Origin of the sequence: Winogradskyella undariae (genome assembly GCF_013285155.1) — a bacterium.
GTDB lineage: Bacteria > Bacteroidota > Bacteroidia > Flavobacteriales > Flavobacteriaceae > Winogradskyella > Winogradskyella undariae.
Window position 1 is genome coordinate 91,518 of record NZ_JABTEL010000011.1, and the last position, 19,336, is coordinate 110,853.

Genomic DNA, 19,336 nt, shown 5'->3' on the forward strand with positions numbered 1-19,336 from the left:
ATGAATTATTTTAGATTTTCATCTTCTTTCATTTCGCATTATCATTATCTATACGCTTTTCAAGACTCCTTTTTAATTGATCTAAAAATTTTGTGGTGTCTTTGCCTCTATTTTTGATTTCTGCATAGGTTTTGTAGACGTTATTTAGGTTGAGGTCGAATAACTCAGAGCATATTTCTGCCATTTTACTGATTTCCACTTGCCCGTTTTTGATGGATCCGGCACTATGTAATGCATAAATTAATTCTACTAAATCTGTTTTTGAAGCTGTCCATGAGAGATCGCAAGACAGCAATGGATTGTCCTCTACTCTTTTCACTTTTGTATTTTGATTTGTTAGTGCATGAAGTTCTTTTTGATAATACACGGATAATAAATCATAACAAACGACTTGAGCCGCCAGATTATCGTGACTGGTTGAGAATTCTGGATCCGAAAAATAATGCGATGTATCTACAGGGAAATTTAATTTACAATTGCCTCTAACGAAATAAATATGATCTAGAGACGCGCTATTATGTCTGATATAATGATAGAATTCCAGATTCCGGATCTTCTGTTTTTCTAATTCATCTATTAATAAACAAACATATTTAACTTGTTTTTTGATGCTTGCACTAGGCCTCTCAAAAATAAACTTTCTTATTTTTAAGAAGTATTTAATACGACCATTGACAAATGGTTTTATTCTTTTAAAGAAGTAAATTTCTGCTTCTTGAGTAAACAGACATTCTTTTGTTCTTAATAGTACCCTTAATTGATTTAAGGTATTTATTGAAAGTTCTAATTTTTGGATTAAAACATTGATGTCTTGTAGGTTTTGATTTTTGTTTTGTTCTAGTTTGTTTTTATACTCCTCAACGATTGGGGTGATGTGTAGCATAAGATTGGGTTTTAAATAAACCCCATAAATTATATAAGATTTTATGGAACTCAAAATAAAAACCAAATTAAACGTCTAAATGACAGAAATTTAGCTACCTCATTCAATCTACTTTTTTCATTTTTGTTTTTTTATTTTTAAGATCTAAGATTTCTTTTAAGGCCTTCATATCCCCACTCACTTTGTGTTCTAAAACACGTGCGTAAATTTGAGTGGTTGAAATTTTAGTATGGCCTAACAGTTTAGAAACGGTTTCTATAGGTACTCCGTTTGACAGGGTTATTGTTGTTGCAAAGGTATGTCGGGCCATATGAAACGTGAGATTTTTTTCGATGCCCACGAAGTTGGCAACCTCTTTTAAGTATACATTTAGCTTCTCGTTTGTCATTATAGGAAGAAGTGATTCTGTTACTCTTGTTACTGGATGGTCTTTGTACTTGGTTATGATTTCTAATGCTTTCCCTAACAATGGTACTTTTACTATTGTATTGGTTTTTTGTCTTTTGGTCATGATCCAGTTTCCCCCATCCATACCTAATACTAAATGACTCGATGTGAGGTTCATTAGGTCTACATAACTGATTCCTGTATAACAGCTAAAGACGAATAAGTCGCGCACACGATCAAGTCGTTCTGATATGAACACTTTGTCTTCTAGATTTTTTAGTTCTTGCTCTGAAAGGAATTCTCTGTTTGTTTTTTCGTAAGTCATTTTCCATCTTACAAACGGATCTTTATTAATCCATTCCATATGAAAGGCTAGTGTCACGATTTTTCGTAGACGCTGTATATGTTTCATTACCGTATTATGACTCAATGCTTTTGGATGACCAACAGGCCAAAGGTTGGAAAGGTAGATTTGAAAATCAGATAAAAACTCAAAATTAAGCTGTTTGAGATAGATGTCTGAGGTATTTTTTTTCTTCAACAGAAATTTCTTGACATAGTTTTCTGTTATTCCAAAATTTCGGATTGAACCAGCAGCAAGCGTGTTCGCAATTTTTTGATTGTGATACTCTATAATGTTATTTAGCGTTTTTCCTTCCTGGTCATCTTGTCCAGTATACTTTGCTTTTATTAATTGCGCCGTAATAAGTTCTCCTTTAAATTTTAAGTCTTGGTAGATTTGAAAGAGTTGGGTGTAGGTTTCATCTAGATAACTATTAATTTGTCTAGCGGTTGCATTTGTACCATTAACACGTTTTTTAGTTACGCTCCAGTGGTCAACGTTGACCTTACGCTTAAGGCTTATGTTGACGCGCTTGCGGTTAACAGTTACTCTAGCATAGATTTCTGCTTCATTATTTTTTGCACGTGAAGCGTTTATCCAGAATAGGATTGAAAATGTGTTTGAAGATTTCATAGTTATACGTCTTTTAAGATTAAACTTTAGGACGAAAGTCAAATAAACTATGTTTCAGCGTTTTAAGGGCAATCGGTCAACATGTTGACCACGGATATTTTTTGTTGACCGCGAAGTCGTCAACAGATATGAAATGATATCAAATACTATTGCCTCCTAAAAACGACTAAAGCTTGTAAAATCATAGATTTTACAAGCTTTTGATAAGGAATGTGATTCCTTTTAGTGACCTCGACTGGATTCAAACCAGTAACCTCTTGAGCCGTAATCAAGTGCGCTATTCAGTTGCGCCACGAGGCCTTTTTTTGTGGGTGCAAATATAACACTTTTATTTAAATACAACCAAATTTTTATTCTTATTTTTGAAATATGATTTCTAAAGAACTACTCGAGCCTTTTAATTACCTATTCGATTCCGAAATAATCGACAGTATTGCTGACGTTGCTTTACTTAAAACTTTTCAAAAATCAGATATCATTATTGATATTGGTCAAGAATTAAATTTCATCCCTTTACTTATAAAAGGGAACATAAAAGTTTTGAGAGAAGATAAAAATGGTGACGAGCTTTTATTATATGTTTTAGAGTCTGGTGACACTTGTGCCATGTCTTTAACGTGTTGCATGGTAAAATCTGTAAGCAAAATTCGTGCTATTGCAGATGAAGATGTAACTGTCATAATGATTCCTATAGCTAATATGAAACTTTGGTTTAATTCTAATGAAAGCTGGAGGACCTTCATCTTGCAAAGCTATCAAGTCCGTTTTGACGAAATGTTAGAAACCATAGACACATTGGCGTTTATGAAAATGGATAAGCGTTTGTTTAAATATCTTACAGATCAAGTAAAGTTAACAGCCTCAAAGAGCTTAGCAATCACTCATCAAGAAATAGCAGAAGATCTCAATACTTCTAGAGTGGTCGTTTCTCGTCTATTAAAACAACTAGAAAGAGAGAACAAAATTGAACTCGGTCGTAACAAAATTCTTGTATTAGATTTTTAGTAACATTTATCACACTACCTAGACTACAGAACTCTATTTTTGTATAATATTTAAATTTTATGGAATATATTTCACAACCTTGGCCATGGTATATCTCTGGTCCATGCATTACAATTGTCATGTTTTTACTTCTTTATTTCGGAAGAACTTTCGGAATGTCATCTAACCTAAGGACTATGTGCGCTATTGGAGGTGCAGGAAAGCGTGTTGATTTTTTTAAATTCGATTGGAAAAGTCAACGTTGGAATTTAGTCGTGGTACTCGGAGCTATTGTTGGTGGCTTTATTGCACAATATGTTTTATCTAACCCTAATCCAATAGATTTAAGTCAAAATACAATTACAGATTTAAAAGCTCTTGGTTTTGAAAATGCAGGAGAAAATCTTTTACCACCAGAATTATTTAGTTGGGATGCTGTTCTTTCTTTCAAAGGTTTATCTATTCTACTTATTGGAGGAATCCTTGTTGGTTTCGGAACACGTTACGCTGGCGGATGTACTTCCGGGCATGCAATAACAGGTTTAAGTAGCCTACAACTTCCGTCTCTTATAGCTGTTATAGGTTTCTTTTTAGGCGGTTTAATTATGATTCATATCATTTTTCCAATACTATTTTAATTATGGGTAAGTATATAAAATTCTTTTTGGTCGGTATTTTTTTCGGAATCGTTTTAGTTAAATCCGAAGCCGTTTCATGGTATCGAATTTACGAAATGTTTAAATTTCAATCCTTTCACATGTTTGGTATCATCGGTACTGCTGTTGCAACAGGTATTGTTATCTTATTAATTTCGAAAGCTAAAAAAATCAAAAATATTGAAGGAACAACTGTAAACGTTCCACTTAAAGCTCGTAGTTTTACACGTTATATTTTAGGAGGAACAATTTTTGGTTTAGGCTGGGCACTAAGTGGTGCATGTCCTGGACCAATGTATATTTTAATTGGTACTGGTGCATTTTCTATTTTAATTGTAATTATTGGTGCATTAATAGGGACCTATTTCTACGGATTAATCATGAAAAAACTACCACACTAAATGGAACTCGTTGAAATTTTAGGATATTCAGGTGCTTTAATTGTAGGACTCGTCTTAGGCTTAATTGGCGGAGGTGGGTCAATTTTAACGGTTCCTATTTTAGTCTATTTTTTAGGCTTTAGTCCTATTGTTGCAACAGGTTATTCACTTTTTGTAGTAGGAAGCACTTCATTGGTCGGTACTTTAAGAAACTTAAAAAAGAACAGTATAGATTTTAAAACAGCACTTGTTTTTGCTGTACCATCAATAATAACCGTATTTATGGTAAGAAGTTTGGTCATACCCAACTTACCTGAAGTGCTATTTTCAATTGGAAGTTTCAAACTCACCAATTCGCTTTTTATAATGTTATTATTTGCACTAATCATGCTTTTAGCGGGTTGGTCTATGATTAAATCTAAAGATATAAGTACAGAAAGCGTAATTAAGGAGTTTGACAATACACACTATTTTGCTATCGGAACGCAAGCCATTGGTATTGGAACTTTAGTTGGTTTAGTTGGTGCTGGTGGCGGATTTTTAATTGTACCTGCTTTAGTTTTACTCGTAAAACTTCCTATAAAAAAAGCAATTAGTACGTCGCTATTTATTATTTCTATACAGTCACTTATTGGTTTCTTAGGGGATCTAAACACCTTAATTATAGATTGGAAGTTTCTACTGACGTTTACTTTTATTTCTATTATTGGTATTTTTATAGGCTTAACACTTTCAAAAAAAATTAGTGCAAAAGGCTTAAAAAAAGGGTTTGGATATTTCACCGTTTTTATGGCCACTTATATCGTTTACAAGGAACTCTTTTAACACTTTGTGACAATTATCACACTTCAAAAATTGAAGTTTATTAAATTTGCATAACATAATACATTTTACACATGAAAATAGAACAATTATATACAGGCTGTTTAGCACAAGGTGCTTATTATATTGAATCTGAAGGAGAGGTTGCTATAATTGATCCATTGAGAGAAACTCAGCAATACATTGATAAAGCTAAGGCTAATAATGCCAAAATTAAATATATTTTAGAGACACATTTTCATGCTGATTTTGTTTCTGGTCATGTAGATTTAGCAAACCAAACAGGTGCTAAAATCGTTTTTGGACCTGGAGCTACAACGGAGTACGATATTCTTTCTGCCAAAGATGGTCAAGAATTAAAATTAGGAAATATTACGATAAAGGTTTTACATACACCTGGTCATACTTTAGAATCTGCTACTTATTTATTAATTGACGAAAACGGAAAAAATCATGCAATATTTTCTGGTGACACGCTATTTTTAGGTGATGTTGGTCGTCCAGATTTAGCAATCAAATCTGACTTAACAAAAGAAGATTTAGCCGAAATGCTTTTCGATTCTTTAAGAACCAAAATTATGCCTTTAGCTGATGATGTTATTGTATATCCTGCTCATGGCGCTGGTTCTGCTTGTGGAAAAAATTTAAGTAAAGAAACTGTTGGGGTTTTAGGTGAACAGAAAAAAACAAATTATGCCTTACGTGCAGATATGACTAAAGCTGAATTTGTTAAAGAAGTTCTTGATGGTATTGCTCCTCCTCCACAATATTTCGCAAAAAATGCCATGATGAATAAAATGGGGTACGATGCTTTTGAAACGGTTTTAAAAACTGGTGATGTAGCACTTAGTCCTGAAGATTTTGAAGCTGTAGCAAACCAAGAATCAGCATTAGTATTAGACGTAAGGTCTCAAGCCGATTTTATAGCGGGTCATATCCCTAATTCAATATTTATTGGACTTAATGGACAATTTGCCCCTTGGGTTGGTGCTTTAATTAAGGATTTAAAACAACCTATCATTTTAGTTGTTCCTGAAGGAAAATCTACAGAAGCAGTTACTAGATTATCTCGAGTAGGTTATGATAACACTTTAGGATATCTTAAAGGAGGAATTGAAGCTTGGGCGAAATCAGGAAAAGATATTTCTACTCTAGATTCTATATCTGCTGAAGAATTTGCAAAGAGAGCAAAAGCAGATACTATTCATATTTTAGATGTTCGTAAAGATGGCGAGTATCAGTCAACACATCTAGAAGAGGCTATTCATTTTTCATTAGATTTAATTAATGAGAATATGGATACAATTAATAAAGATGAAACTTACTATGTGCATTGCGCAGGTGGTTACCGTTCTGTAATTGCAGAATCGATTTTAAAAGCTAGAGGATTTAATAAATTAATTGATGTTGCAGGTGGCTTTGCTGCTATTAAAAACACCGATTTAAAGACAACAGATTTTGTTTGTCCTTCTACATTATAAAAATTAGTAATAATCAGATCTCATAGGTCTATAAAAACCACATAAAATAAAAAACACACTTAATATTCAAAATTTAAAATGTGGTGGTTGTGCTAACACTATTGTAACACAATTATCTAAACTAGATGGTATTACTGACGTTACAGTTAACAACGATACAGACGAAGTAAGTTTTAATACTGATTCTGAAACTACAATTGAAACCGTTACAAATAAATTATCGGACTTAGGTTATCCTATTGCTGGTGGTGCTAATTCTTTACCTAAAAAGGCAAAATCATTTGTGAGTTGTGCTGTTGGTAGAATGACAAAATAAAAAGAAGAAGTAACTATAATAAAAAAATCCCACTCATGGTGGGATTTTTTTATTAAACTATTTCTGCACTTAGTCCAGCTTGTAAAAGCTTAGAACATCGTGGCTCTAAATCTTCATAAGTGCCTGTCTTAACAGTACACTTTCCTTTATAATGCACTAATAAAGCACATTGTTCTGCTTGTTCTGGCATATGATCACAAGCATAAATTAAAGTATCAATAACATGATCGAAGGTATTAACCTCATCATTAAATAATACAATTTCATTTTGTTTTAATTCTACTTCTTCTAAAAGCAGATCTTCTGCATATTTTTCTTTTGTCATTCTGTTAATGGATTTTAGAGTAAATTACGGTAACAATCAAACTGTCAACACAATAAACTTAATTATTAACTTTCTACTAATTTATAAATTTTAACGAAACCCATTGCCCTTTTTGTATAGTTTCGTCTAACTTTAACATGTATTTATTACATTCTTCTTCAATCATCGGAATGTCTTCTTTGTAAAAACCACTTAAAAATAAGGTTCCATTTGGGTTTAGACACTTTGCATATTGAGAGATATCTGCTAATAATATATTTCTATTAATGTTAGCAATAATACTATCGTACTTTTTACCTTCTAACAATGTTGCGTCACCTTCATAAACCGAAATATTTTTACAATTATTACGTTCTACATTTTCTAAACTATTTAGGTAACACCAATTATCTATATCAATAGCATCGAGTTTATTTGCACCAACATTTTCGGCTAATATGGCTAAAACACCAGTTCCGCAACCCATATCTAAAACCGTTTTACCTTTAAAATCGTTTTTAAGAATATGTTGAATCATCATATGTGTAGTTTCGTGATGACCTGTACCAAAACTCATTTTGGGTTCAATAATTAAATCGAATTTAGTATCTGGCTTTTCATGAAATGGTGCACGTACAGAAACTAAATCATCTACAATAATAGGTGTAAAGTTTTTCTCCCATTCTTCATTCCAATTTACTTGGGCTATTTCTTCAAATTCAAAAGTAATCTCAAATTCATCTGAAGTTAAAATGTAAACATCATCTAAAATATTTTCATTCCACTCTTCCTTCTGAATATAAGCAATTACACCTTCTTCATTTTCTACAAAACTTTCAAATCCGGCATAACCTAATTCAGCTATTAAAATTTCTACTCCCGGTTGTAGCGGACTTACCTTAAACGTGTAACCTATGTATATTTCAGACATTAATCTTTTTTTTTGCAAATTTACTAATCATTAATTTAGTTACTAGTATTTTTACATCAAATTAAAATAATATGAATAAATATATTGTTGCCTTTCTATTCTTAGCGCTATCTCAAATCACTATTGCTCAAGACAATAATGATATTAAATTATCTGCTTTACCTTATTACAGTTATGGTAAAGGTTTAGGAATTACCTCCCCTGATAGTATTTTTAAACTAAATATTCGTTTTAGAATGCAAAACCGATTTACCTCTTTATATAATGAAGACGCAGAAGATGGTTACGAAGCAATGATTAGACGTTTACGTTTGCGTTTTGATGGTTATGTTGGTGATCCTAGTATTATTTATGTGATTCAATTATCGTTCTCTCCAAATGATGTTGGTGCGATTGAAGATGGTGACAATCTAAATATTATTAGAGATGCAATTGTATTTTATAGACCAGATAATCATTGGAATATTGGTTTTGGTCAAACTAAACTTCCAGGAAACAGACAGCGTATCAATTCTTCTGGAGCTTTACAACTTACAGATCGTTCAATTAACAATTCTCGATTTAATATTGACAGGGATTTTGGATTACAAGTGTATTATTTAAATGAATTACAAGACAAGTTTTCTTATAATATAAAAACAGCAATTAGCACAGGTGAAGGCAGAAACTGGACCAAAGAACCTGATAATGGTTTAGCCTATACAGGCCGTTTAGAGCTCTTTCCTTTTGGAGCTTTTAAAAGTAACGGCACATTATTTGAAGGAGACTTAAAGCGTGAAGAAAGCCCTAAATTAATGTTATCGGGTGTTTATCATTACAATAACAATGCACGAAGAACCCGTGGAACTATTGGTGATGATTTATTTGAACAGCGCGATATGCAATCTTTATTTTTAGACGCTATTGTAAAATATAATGGTTGGGCGTTTCAAACAGCTTACATGGAACGTAGAGCTGATGATCCTATAACATTTAATCCTGATGATTTATTAGATTCTGAATATGTTTTTACAGGAAATGGTTTTGACACCCAATTGAGTTATATTTTTAAAAACAACTATGAGTTAATAGGACGTTTTTCTCACCAAGAACCACATGAAGATATTGAAGCATTAACTCCGCAAACTAATCAATACAGTCTTGGTGTTACTAAATATATTTGGGAGCATGCCTTAAAATTACAAGCTGAAGTTACTAATACAGAATTAAACTATTTAGATAATAGCCAAACTAATAACTGGTATTTAAGATTTCAAGTTGAAATAGGAATTTAATTCTTTTAACGCACATAGACTTCTAGAAATCATCTATATTTTACACAAAAAAAAGTCCCTAAACAATTGATTAAGATCAATTATTTAAGGACTTTTTTAATTCTTAGTAAGAAATAATATTCTTAGAATGCATTTACAATAGCATAGAAATCTTCTGCGTTAAGTGCTGCTCCTCCAATTAATCCACCATCAACATCTGGTTTTCCAAATATCTCCTTTGCATTTGCTGGTTTTACACTTCCTCCGTATAAAATAGAAACAGAATCGGCAACATCATTTCCGTATTTATCAGCTAAAGTTTTTCTAATAAAAGCATGCATATCTTGTGCTTGCTCTGGACTTGCAGTTTCACCTGTTCCGATAGCCCATACTGGTTCGTAAGCTAAAACGATACTTTTAAAAGCATCAGCTTCTAAATGAAATAATGCATTTTTAATCTGACCTTCAACAACAGCTTCATGATTTTCAGATTTTCGATCTTGTAATTCTTCACCAAAACAGAAAATTGAACGCATACCATTAGCTAAAGCAGCATCTACTTTTTTAGCTAAAGATTCGTCAGTTTCATTAAAATAAGCACGACGCTCACTATGTCCTAAAATAACAGTTTTGATACCAATACTTTTTAGCATACTTGCGCTAATTTCACCTGTATAAGCTCCATTTTCTGCAAAATGCATGTTTTGAGCAACAACTTCAATTGAATCTTCACTTAAAGTATCAAAAGCTTGCTTTAAATTTGTAAAAGTTGGCGCAATCATAACCTCAGCATCTGACGTTTTTGTTTGCTTTAATAGGTCCGTTATTAAAACTTCCGACTGTGGTAAATCGTTATTCATTTTCCAGTTTCCTGCTACGATATGCTTTCTCATAATATATGTATATTGATTTTATAAATTCTCTAACAAAAATAATACTTTAAAAATGAAGATAAATTGACATTTGTCAGTTATCCTCAAGATAATTTCACTCTTGGATCTAACCAAGCATAAATAATATCGACAAAAATATTTATCGTAATAAATATAATAGCAATAACTAAAACAGCTCCCATTATTACAGGTAAATCTAACGTATTAAGGGCATTTACAATTTCTTTTCCTAATCCATTCCACCCAAAAATATATTCTACAAAAACAGCTCCGGCTAACATTGATGCAAACCAACCCGATATTGCTGTAACTACAGGGTTTAAAGCATTCTTTACGGCATGATTTTTAATGACCTGAAATTCATTTAAACCTTTTGCTCTGGCTGTTCTTATATAATCTTGATTTAAAACTTCTAATAAAGAATTACGCATTAATTGAATAACAACTGCTAAAGGTCTTATACCTAAAACTATGGCTGGAAGAATTAAATTTTTCCATTTAATGGTCATTTTTTCGCCAAAATCATCAAGCTCGTACAAACTGCCTGTCATTTCTAAATGGGTGTATTTGTGTAATACAAAACCAAATAACCAAGCAAATAGAATGGCACTAAAAAAGGATGGTACACTCATACCAAATGTACTAAGGATTTGTATAGTTTTATCTATCCAGGTATCTTTATACAATGCAGAAATAATTCCGAATATTATGCCTAAACAAATCGCTATAACAATGGCAGACGTTGCCAAAACAAAAGTATTAGGAATAGTTTCTCCAATAATCTGAGTCACTTTTTTACCTTGTTTGGTAAAAGATTCTCGTAAATATGGGGCTTTTAAAACAGTTGTAGTATTTTCTATTTGAAACAATTTTACTGCACTATATTTATTTGGTGCTAAATAAGTGTAATCTTTTGATGTATTAGAATGAAAAGATATCGGAGATAAATCATTAAGGTAGTATAAAAACTGAGTTCCTAAGGGTTTATCAAATCCATATTTCTGTTTTACAGCTTGTACCTGTTCTTCATTTTGGTTTTGCCCCAACATCATCTTCGCAGGATCACCTGGAAGAATTGTAAATAAAAAGAAAATCACAGTTATAACGCCCACCAAAGTAATGAAAGCGTAACCGATTTTATGGACTAAATATTTTATCAAAAAACAGGTTTTATTTTAAAGTTGAAAATCAAATTATTAAAAGTACATATTCATTTTAAAGTTGATTTGTCACCAACTAAAAACTCAAAATATTCAGCCATTTTAAAATAAACATTGCTATAGCTGTAAAGCCTGTACTATATAATACTAAAGCTTGCCAATATGATAATCGCGTTGGCCAATGTTTCCACATTTTTATGCCATATTTTTTTTTCGCATAACCACTAGTTAGCATCCAAAAAAGGAAAATGAATATTAAGTAAATCAGTATTGTTATTAATAATATCCTTTTATTTTCCATTTTTTCAATTTTAAAAATTAGAACTAAATATTATAATTCCACATCATCAAAATCATTCCAATGTGCCTTATTTGTTACAGTTCCTTTATTTAATATTATAATTCCTGGATTTGCACGTACAATAGTTTTAGCTACTTTTTCGTCACATAGATAAATTTCAAAATTCAATCCATAATCTGATTTCACTTGTGCTTTATCAGCTGCTCCAGAAGATGACAAACCGATTACAGTATATCCTTTTTTAATTGCTTTATCTGTAAAAGATTTCAACTTCGTCATTCCTTCAGCTTCACTCTTGTTAACATTATACATGGTAACCATAATTAGTTTTTCCTTTTCTAAGAAATAATCGGTTAAATTTTCATCTTCAGATTCTATAGAAAAATCTTGAATTGCAGGAACATAACCTTCATCTATTGTTTCTGTATCTACCCTTAAAAACTCACCTTCTACACTCGGGTAACTTCCATTTGTTACAAATTCTTGCTCCTCACCATTCACATTAAATACCCATGTATATTCTAAAATAGGTTTTTGTGCTCCTTCTGGAGTTGACATTTCATCGGGTAAGTTTTTACCAATAGCATAAGCTCTAAAGTCTATAGATGGTAAATGCATTAATACATGGTAACCAAACCAAAGTGAAACAATAAAACTTAATAGTGCAATTACAGTTGTAGGCAAATTTGAAAAAACAGGTTTGATGTATTTAACACCTGCAAACAAAATTAAAATTAAGACCAGTAAAATAAGATCTTTAGAAAAGCTTTCCCATGGCGTCAATTTTAAAGCATCACCGAAGCAACCGCAATCTTTTACTTTATCGAAATATGCAGAATAGAAGGTTAGAAATGTAAAAAAGACAATCATTAACAACAAACTCGAAACTGTAAGTTTTGGTTTATAACCTATCAGTAAAAAGACTCCTAAAACAACTTCGAATACAACAACTAAAACAGAAATACCAAGTGCATAAGGAATTAAAAATTCCATATTTAATACATCTGATCCAAAATACTCTTCTAATTTATAAGAAAACCCAAGCGGATCATTAAGTTTTATAAATCCAGAGATGATAAATAATATTCCTGTAAATATTCTACTAAGGTGAACTATATATTTCATATTCTTATTGAATTATTTTTTTTTATGGATTCTTATTTCCGCTAAAATGATAAATTAATTGGCTTCGTTTAAATGAATCAAGGCAAAAATTGAATAATTAATCATGTCTTGATAATTAGCATCGATACCTTCGCTAACAATTGTTTTACCTGCATTATCTTCTATTTGCTTAACGCGTAATAATTTCTGTAAAATTAAATCGGTTAAAGAACTCACGCGCATATCTCTCCAAGCTTCACCATAATCGTGATTCTTATCTAACATTAATTGCTTAGTAATTGCAATCTTTTCATCGTAAAGTTCTGAGGCTTCTTTAGTATTTAAATCGGGCTGTTCTACAACGCCTTTTTCTAACTGAATTAAGGCCATTAAACAATAATTTATAATGCCAATAAACTCACTAACCTCTCCCTCATCTACTTTTCTAACATCATTTTGTTGTAAACCTCTAATGCGTTGTGCTTTTATAAAAATCTGATCGGTTAAAGATGGTAATCGTAAAATGCGCCACGCACTACCATAATCACTCATTTTATTTACAAAAAGTGCTCTACATTTAGCGATAACGGCATCGTATTGTTTTGAAGTATCTTGCATTTATTACATAATAATTTCCGTAAATTTCGGACAAATAAACTAGAAGTTCAAGGTTTGAGGTTTAAAGTTTTCTTAACACTTTTTTTAGATAAAACATGAATATAAACTGCAAAGGAAAATTAATAGATATATCTACACCAAAAGTGATGGGAATCCTTAATATAACTCCTGATTCTTTTTTTGATGGTGGAAAATATAACGATGAATCTAAAATTTTAATTCAAGTTGAAACCATACTAAAACATGGTGCTACTTTTATAGACCTTGGTGGTTACAGTTCTAGACCAAATGCTGAAGATATTACTGAAGCCGAAGAATTGAAACGTGTGATACCTGTAATTCAGTTAATCTTAAAGTATTTCCCAAAAACATTGATTTCTATTGATACTTTTAGAAGTGGTGTTGCTCACCAAAGTATTGACGCTGGTGCCGCACTTGTTAATGATATTTCTGCAGGACTGCTTGATAATAATATGCTATCTACAGTTGGTAAACTTGGTGTTCCTTATATTATGATGCACATGAAAGGGAATCCCAAAACCATGCAACAGCACACAAATTATAAGGATTTAGTAAAAGAAGTTATTTCTTATTTTTCAGAACGTATTTCTGCTGCATATGAAGAAAAAATAAATGATATTATAATTGATCCTGGTTTTGGGTTTGCAAAAACCATTGAACAAAATTTTGAATTACTCAATAAACTCGAAGTACTTCAACTTATTAAATCACCAATTTTATCAGGTATATCTCGAAAATCAATGATATACAAAACATTAAATACAACTTCTGAAAATGCTTTAAATGGCACAACAGCATTACACATGATTGCTTTACAAAAAGGATCTAAAATATTACGCGTTCATGATGTTAAAGAAGCTATGGAATGTGTTACACTTTATAATCAATTGAAATCTAATTAACCTATGCGCTATATTTATTTACTTATTGTTTTATGCTGTTTTAGCTGTAACAATGAACGTACTTTATTTCTTCCTGAAATTGAAAACACAGAAATCACTGAAGTTTTAGATGTTTCACCAGCTTATCTTTTTTATGATGAAACTCAACCAGATTCAACCTTACTAAATCGTAAAAATTTAATTAGCACCACAAATTGGTTGGTAAACGTTGATAAACGATTGACTTTAGAACAAGCGATTCCGAAAATCACATTGATGCAAAATAAAAAGCGAAATGCTAAAATGCACAAGAATGAAGCTGCTAAAAATTATTTCACCTGTAATACTACGGATATTAGTAACTTAGGTTTTATTGAATTTACGGATGTTTATTTTATTAACGAATCTTATAACACCTATAAAGTAGAACAACCTTTAAATGAATTTGGTAACAAAATAATAGCAGAAGTTAATTCTTTAAACGATATCAATCTTTCAATTGACTCAACAACTTCTGATATTAAGAAAACGAATCTTAATCAATTAGTAAATGCTATTTATATGCTATGTGAATCTAAAGAAATTACAGATGCTACATTGATTCTTAATTTAAGTAAGGGTTTAACTTTTCAAGATTATATATCTATAAAATCAACATTATTAAATCTAAAAGCTGAAAAAACAAGCATCTCTAAAAAAGAATTTATTTTCTAAAATTCAACTATTTAAAACTAAAAAAGTATAATTACTTTAATTATTGATAAACAATTCACGCTTCTACTTAACAGAAATTGTTAAATTAGCAAAAAGACTAAACTTTTGGAAAACTTACAACTTTGGGATTTTAGATTTATTGACTTCATAGATGTCTTCCTTGTTGCTATACTCCTTTACTACATTTACAAACTGGTAAAAGGAACCGTTGCTATCAATATTTTTATTGGTATCCTTATTATTTACTTTGCTTGGCGATTAACCGACTACCTTAATATGCACATGCTTTACAGCATATTTGATGGTTTTATGAAAGTAGGTATTATTGCTTTGATTGTAGTGTTTCAACCTGAAATTAGAAAATTCTTACTAATGGTTGGATCAACAAACTTAGGAGGAAAAAGAAATCTATTTAAACACTTTAAATTCCTTAAAAACGATGATAAAACAACAACTGATATTGATGCTATTATTAATGCCTGTACAAAAATGGGGGCTTCATACACAGGTGCTTTAATTGTTTTAGAACGAAATAACAATTTAGATTTCTTGACAAATACAGGAGATGAAATGAATATTTTAGTATCTCAACCTATTATTGAAAGTATCTTTTTTAAAAATAGTCCACTGCATGATGGGGCTATTGTTATCGATAAAAATGTAGTAAAAGCAACACGTGTAATTCTTCCTGTAAATAACGAGAAAAATATTCCAGAACGTTTTGGATTAAGACACAGAGCTGCCATTGGTATCACAGAGAAAACAGATGCTTTAGCGCTTTGTGTAAGTGAAGAAACAGGACAAATTTCTTATATAAAAAATGGAGGTTTTGAAATGTTTAAAAATACGGATGAGCTAAGGGAAAAGATTAAACATGATTTAGCGTAATTAATGAATTGCAAAAATTGTAATAATACTCTTAGACTTACGCAAAAATTTTGCGACGAATGTGGGGCTAAAATTATTCAAAATCGATTAAAGCCAAAAGTTCTTGCTCAACAAGTCAATGAACATTACTTTTCTATTGATAATAAATTATTAATTACCTTTTTAGACCTTTTTAAAAAACCAGAGGTCGTTATTGTAGGTTATGTTAATGGCACACGAAAAAAATATATAGATGTTCTTCAGTATTTTGCCTTATCACTAACTTTAACAGGAATTCAAGTCTTTTTAATGAGTACCTTTTTTAAAGAATCTACTGATATGGGTTCACAATTTATAAACGGTTTTAATGATGCTCCAACTACAACAAATAATCCACTTGAAGGTTATGATTTTAATGCCATAAATAATTACCAGGGGTTATTTTACATTTTAACGGTACCTTTTTCTGCACTTGGAACTTGGTTTGCATATTATATTATCGGAGAGAGATCTTATAATTTTACGGAACATTTAGTAATTAATCTATACTACTCTGCTCAAGTCATAATTATTACAGCTTTACTAACCATACTATTTTTAGTCTTTGGATTAGATTACTTAGTTATATCCTCAATTGTATATATACTTACTTTTGTTTATTTATTTTATGTTCTAAAATGTGTTTTTAAAACAAATTTCTGGAATACATTAGGACGATTTTCATTAGTTATGGCTATATATATTGGATCGTTTTTAATTATCGGATTAATTGCTCTAATAATAACAGTAGTAACATTATATAAATGAATTGTAAAAATTGCCAAGCTGTATTACAAGAACAAGACGATTATTGCAAAAGTTGTGGTGGTAAAGTGATTAGAAATCGTTTGACTTTCAGAAATCTTTTTGAGCACATTAGTGAAACGTTTTTCAATTATGACAACAAGTTATTACAAACTTTTATTCAACTTTTTAAACATCCCGAAGATGTTATTGATAGTTACATCAATGGCACGAGAAAAAAACATGTAAACGTCATCAGCTATTTTGCATTAGCAATAACCATCTCTGGATTTTACCTTATAATAGTTAAAAAATTCTTTCCAGAAACCCTTGATTTTTCTCAAATAACTCTTGCTGGACAAGAAAAATTTCAGAAAAATAATATGGCATTTATTGAAGAGTATCAATCGATAATTATGATGCTTTATGTGCCTTTATATGCTTTAATGGCTCGTGTTACATTTTTTAATATTAAAAAATACAATTATACAGAGTTGCTTGTCATTTTTATGTACATACAGGCACAAATATCAATTGCGAGTGCAATAGTGGTCATTACTTTAGGATTATTGGGTATAAGCTCAAGCATTGTTGGAATGCTCATGATCCCTTTAATGATCATCTACTCCGCTTATGTTCTTAAACGATTACTAAAACTTAGTGCTTCTGATATTGTTGTCAGAACATTGTTGTTTTTTGTTGTACTAGGTGTAACTTTTATAATTATTACAATACTGTGTTTAGTTATAATGTATCTAACAGGTGATTTGAATGAAGTTTTTGGACCAGCCTTTGAAGCTGGTAAAAAAATAGGAGAAGAGGCAGCAAAAGCAAAATCAGCAAACTAAGCTATCTCTGCTTTTAAAAACTGAACTTCATAAAGGTTTTTATAATAACCTTGTTCTTTTGCAAGAAGTGATTGGTGTGTACCAATTTCTACAATTTCACCAGCATCCATAACAATAATTTTATCCGCTTGCTGTATTGTAGCTAATCTATGAGCAATAACAATAGAAGTTCTTCCTTTAGTTATTTTATCGGTAGCATCTTGTATTAATTGTTCTGAATAAGAATCTACAGAAGAGGTCGCTTCATCTAAAATTAATATACTTGGATTAGTTACATAAGCTCTTAAAAAGGAAATTAATTGACGCTGACCAGAAGATAACATTACACCTCTTTCCTTTACATTGTAATGATATCCATTGGGAAGACTTGCAATAAAATCGTGAATACCAATTGCTTTTGCGGCATTTACAACATCTTCTTCTGTAATGTTTTCATTATTTAAAGTGATGTTATTTAGAATTGTATCTGCAAACAAAAACACATCTTGTAACACAACAGCAATCTGGCTTCTAAGCGATGTTAAAGTCATGTCTTTAATATCTGTCTCATCAACTTTTATGGTCCCTGAATTGATATCATAAAAACGATTCAGTAAATTAATAATAGTAGACTTCCCCGCACCTGTTGCTCCAACAATAGCAACTGTTTCACCTGCGTTAACATTAAAAGAAATCCCTTTAAGCACTTCTTCATCTTTTATATATGAAAATCGAACATCTTTAAACGAAATATTCCCTTTAAAACCTGTAGCTTCAATAGTGCCAGAGTCATCAATATTAGACGTTGTATCTAAAACTTTAAATACACGATCTGCTGCAACCATCCCCATTTGAAGAGTATTAAATTTATTCGCAATTTGATTTAAAGGTCTAAACAACATAGGAATAAACATGGTAAACGAAATTAAGTGTCCTAAAGTCGTCTCCGGATTATCAGAAATAGCATCAAATCCACCAACTAATATTACCATCGCCATTGTTAAAGAGGCTAAAAATTCTGCAATAGGAAAGAAAACAGAATTATACCAAACCGTTTTTAACCATCCATTTTTATGACGATTATTTATAGCTTTAAATCTTTTATACTCGGTATCTTCGCGTGTGAATAACTGTAATATTTTCATACCCGTTACACGCTCTTGTACAAATGAATTTAGGTTAGAAACTTCGGTTCGTACATCCTCAAAAGCAATTTTCATATACTTCTGAAAAATCTTAGTAGCAAAAAGTACAATTGGCATTGTTATAAAAACAATTAAACTCAACTTTAAGTTTATAAACGCCATAAAACCAGCAACCACAATCATCTTTAAGATATCACTAAAAATCATAAAAAGACCTTCACCAAAAATATCAGCAATACGCTCCATATCTGTTACTGCTCTTGTGATTAATACACCAACAGAGGATTTATCGAAATAGGTCATTTTAAATTTAAGCATGTGCTTAAATAACTTTACACGGATATCTTTAACAACAGATTGCCCTAACCAACTTGCATAATAGATAAAAAGTAATTGAGATAAAACTTCTAAAACCAATAAAACAAGCATAATTACCATGTAGAAAACAAATCCATCGTATTCTTTATTGGCAATTTTTACATCAATAGCTTCTTTTAAAACATAAGGTCTAAAAGCTCCAAATAAAGCCAAACCTACAACACAAAATAAAGATATAATGAATACTGTACGATATGGTTTTATGTACTTTAATAACCTTGTGAATAATGATATATCAAATATTTTTTTTCCTTTTTCTGCCATTTTATGC

The 19,336-nt window shown here is 31.1% G+C and carries 21 protein-coding genes and 1 tRNA gene; 12 read left to right on the top strand and 10 right to left on the bottom strand.

Annotation, left to right across the window (positions count from 1 at the left end):
- Positions 1-28 precede the first annotated feature (28 nt).
- The 3 genes from HSX10_RS14585 to HSX10_RS14595 form a co-directional block, all read right to left on the bottom strand.
- On the bottom strand, positions 29-883 hold the full coding sequence (locus tag HSX10_RS14585) for an RteC domain-containing protein (protein ID WP_173588977.1): 855 nt from the start codon (positions 881-883) through the stop codon (positions 29-31).
- 103 nt (positions 884-986) lie between these two features.
- Positions 987-2,288, bottom strand: coding sequence for a site-specific integrase (locus HSX10_RS14590; RefSeq protein ID WP_367651277.1), 1,302 nt, complete (start codon positions 2,286-2,288; stop codon positions 987-989).
- A 184-nt stretch (positions 2,289-2,472) separates the two neighbouring features.
- Positions 2,473-2,546, bottom strand: a tRNA-Arg gene (locus HSX10_RS14595).
- A 69-nt stretch (positions 2,547-2,615) separates the two neighbouring features.
- Here HSX10_RS14595 and HSX10_RS14600 point away from each other — a divergent pair.
- The 6 genes from HSX10_RS14600 to HSX10_RS14625 all read left to right on the top strand — a co-directional run bounded on the left by HSX10_RS14600 (position 2,616) and on the right by HSX10_RS14625 (position 6,885).
- Positions 2,616-3,251 carry a Crp/Fnr family transcriptional regulator gene (locus tag HSX10_RS14600; RefSeq protein WP_173588978.1) on the top strand — a complete coding sequence of 212 codons (636 nt, stop codon included), beginning with the start codon at positions 2,616-2,618 and terminating at the stop codon, positions 3,249-3,251.
- Between the two features lie 59 nt (positions 3,252-3,310).
- Complete coding sequence (locus HSX10_RS14605; protein WP_173588979.1) at positions 3,311-3,868, top strand: YeeE/YedE family protein; 558 nt, start codon at positions 3,311-3,313, stop codon at positions 3,866-3,868.
- Positions 3,869-3,870: 2 nt separating this feature from the next.
- On the top strand, positions 3,871-4,287 hold the full coding sequence (locus HSX10_RS14610; protein WP_173588980.1) for a DUF6691 family protein: 417 nt from the start codon (positions 3,871-3,873) through the stop codon (positions 4,285-4,287).
- Positions 4,288-5,091 (top strand): sulfite exporter TauE/SafE family protein, encoded by an 804-nt coding sequence (locus HSX10_RS14615; RefSeq protein WP_173588981.1) that lies wholly within the window; start codon positions 4,288-4,290, stop codon positions 5,089-5,091.
- Between the two features lie 71 nt (positions 5,092-5,162).
- On the top strand, positions 5,163-6,569 hold the full coding sequence (locus HSX10_RS14620) for an MBL fold metallo-hydrolase (protein ID WP_173588982.1): 1,407 nt from the start codon (positions 5,163-5,165) through the stop codon (positions 6,567-6,569).
- 64 nt (positions 6,570-6,633) lie between these two features.
- Complete coding sequence (locus HSX10_RS14625; RefSeq protein ID WP_367651278.1) at positions 6,634-6,885, top strand: heavy-metal-associated domain-containing protein; 252 nt, start codon at positions 6,634-6,636, stop codon at positions 6,883-6,885.
- A 52-nt stretch (positions 6,886-6,937) separates the two neighbouring features.
- On the opposite strand, the gene HSX10_RS14630 is transcribed toward HSX10_RS14625, so the two are convergent.
- Together HSX10_RS14630 and prmA are read right to left on the bottom strand one after the other, a co-directional pair.
- A complete protein-coding gene (locus tag HSX10_RS14630) occupies positions 6,938-7,210 on the bottom strand; it encodes an ATP-dependent Clp protease adaptor ClpS (RefSeq protein ID WP_173588983.1) in 273 nt (90 codons plus the stop codon).
- 76 nt (positions 7,211-7,286) lie between these two features.
- Positions 7,287-8,120 carry a 50S ribosomal protein L11 methyltransferase gene (gene prmA / locus HSX10_RS14635; protein WP_173588984.1) on the bottom strand — a complete coding sequence of 278 codons (834 nt, stop codon included), beginning with the start codon at positions 8,118-8,120 and terminating at the stop codon, positions 7,287-7,289.
- Positions 8,121-8,191: 71 nt separating this feature from the next.
- Between prmA and HSX10_RS14640 the strand changes: the two genes are divergently transcribed.
- Complete coding sequence (locus HSX10_RS14640; RefSeq protein ID WP_173588985.1) at positions 8,192-9,394, top strand: porin; 1,203 nt, start codon at positions 8,192-8,194, stop codon at positions 9,392-9,394.
- A 122-nt stretch (positions 9,395-9,516) separates the two neighbouring features.
- On the opposite strand, the gene tpiA is transcribed toward HSX10_RS14640, so the two are convergent.
- The 4 genes from tpiA to HSX10_RS14660 all read right to left on the bottom strand — a co-directional run bounded on the left by tpiA (position 9,517) and on the right by HSX10_RS14660 (position 13,449).
- Positions 9,517-10,266: a triose-phosphate isomerase gene (tpiA, locus tag HSX10_RS14645; protein WP_173588986.1), complete on the bottom strand. Its 750-nt coding sequence runs from the start codon at positions 10,264-10,266 to the stop codon at positions 9,517-9,519.
- Between the two features lie 83 nt (positions 10,267-10,349).
- Entirely contained in the window at positions 10,350-11,426 is a 1,077-nt protein-coding gene (locus tag HSX10_RS14650; RefSeq protein WP_173588987.1) for an ABC transporter permease, read from the bottom strand.
- Positions 11,427-11,757: 331 nt separating this feature from the next.
- Entirely contained in the window at positions 11,758-12,852 is a 1,095-nt protein-coding gene (locus tag HSX10_RS14655; RefSeq protein WP_173588988.1) for a BT_3928 family protein, read from the bottom strand.
- Positions 12,853-12,906: 54 nt separating this feature from the next.
- Positions 12,907-13,449, bottom strand: a complete 543-nt coding sequence (locus tag HSX10_RS14660) for a DUF1599 domain-containing protein (protein ID WP_173588989.1) — start codon at positions 13,447-13,449, stop codon at positions 12,907-12,909.
- 95 nt (positions 13,450-13,544) lie between these two features.
- Here HSX10_RS14660 and folP point away from each other — a divergent pair, with 95 nt between their 5' ends.
- The 5 genes from folP (at position 13,545) to HSX10_RS14685 (ending at position 17,563) form a co-directional block, all read left to right on the top strand.
- Positions 13,545-14,372 (top strand): dihydropteroate synthase, encoded by an 828-nt coding sequence (folP, locus tag HSX10_RS14665; protein WP_173588990.1) that lies wholly within the window; start codon positions 13,545-13,547, stop codon positions 14,370-14,372.
- A 3-nt stretch (positions 14,373-14,375) separates the two neighbouring features.
- Positions 14,376-15,065 carry a hypothetical protein gene (locus HSX10_RS14670; protein WP_173588991.1) on the top strand — a complete coding sequence of 230 codons (690 nt, stop codon included), beginning with the start codon at positions 14,376-14,378 and terminating at the stop codon, positions 15,063-15,065.
- Between the two features lie 105 nt (positions 15,066-15,170).
- Positions 15,171-15,953 (top strand): diadenylate cyclase CdaA, encoded by a 783-nt coding sequence (cdaA, locus tag HSX10_RS14675; RefSeq protein ID WP_173588992.1) that lies wholly within the window; start codon positions 15,171-15,173, stop codon positions 15,951-15,953.
- Positions 15,954-15,956: 3 nt separating this feature from the next.
- Positions 15,957-16,739: a DUF3667 domain-containing protein gene (locus HSX10_RS14680; RefSeq protein ID WP_173588993.1), complete on the top strand. Its 783-nt coding sequence runs from the start codon at positions 15,957-15,959 to the stop codon at positions 16,737-16,739.
- Positions 16,736-17,563, top strand: a complete 828-nt coding sequence (locus HSX10_RS14685; RefSeq protein WP_173588994.1) for a DUF3667 domain-containing protein — start codon at positions 16,736-16,738, stop codon at positions 17,561-17,563. Before HSX10_RS14680 ends, HSX10_RS14685 begins: the two co-directional genes overlap by 4 nt.
- On the opposite strand, the gene HSX10_RS14690 is transcribed toward HSX10_RS14685, so the two are convergent.
- Complete coding sequence (locus HSX10_RS14690) at positions 17,560-19,329, bottom strand: ABC transporter ATP-binding protein (protein WP_173588995.1); 1,770 nt, start codon at positions 19,327-19,329, stop codon at positions 17,560-17,562. The genes HSX10_RS14685 and HSX10_RS14690 overlap by 4 nt on opposite strands.
- Between the last annotated feature and the right edge of the window lie 7 nt (positions 19,330-19,336).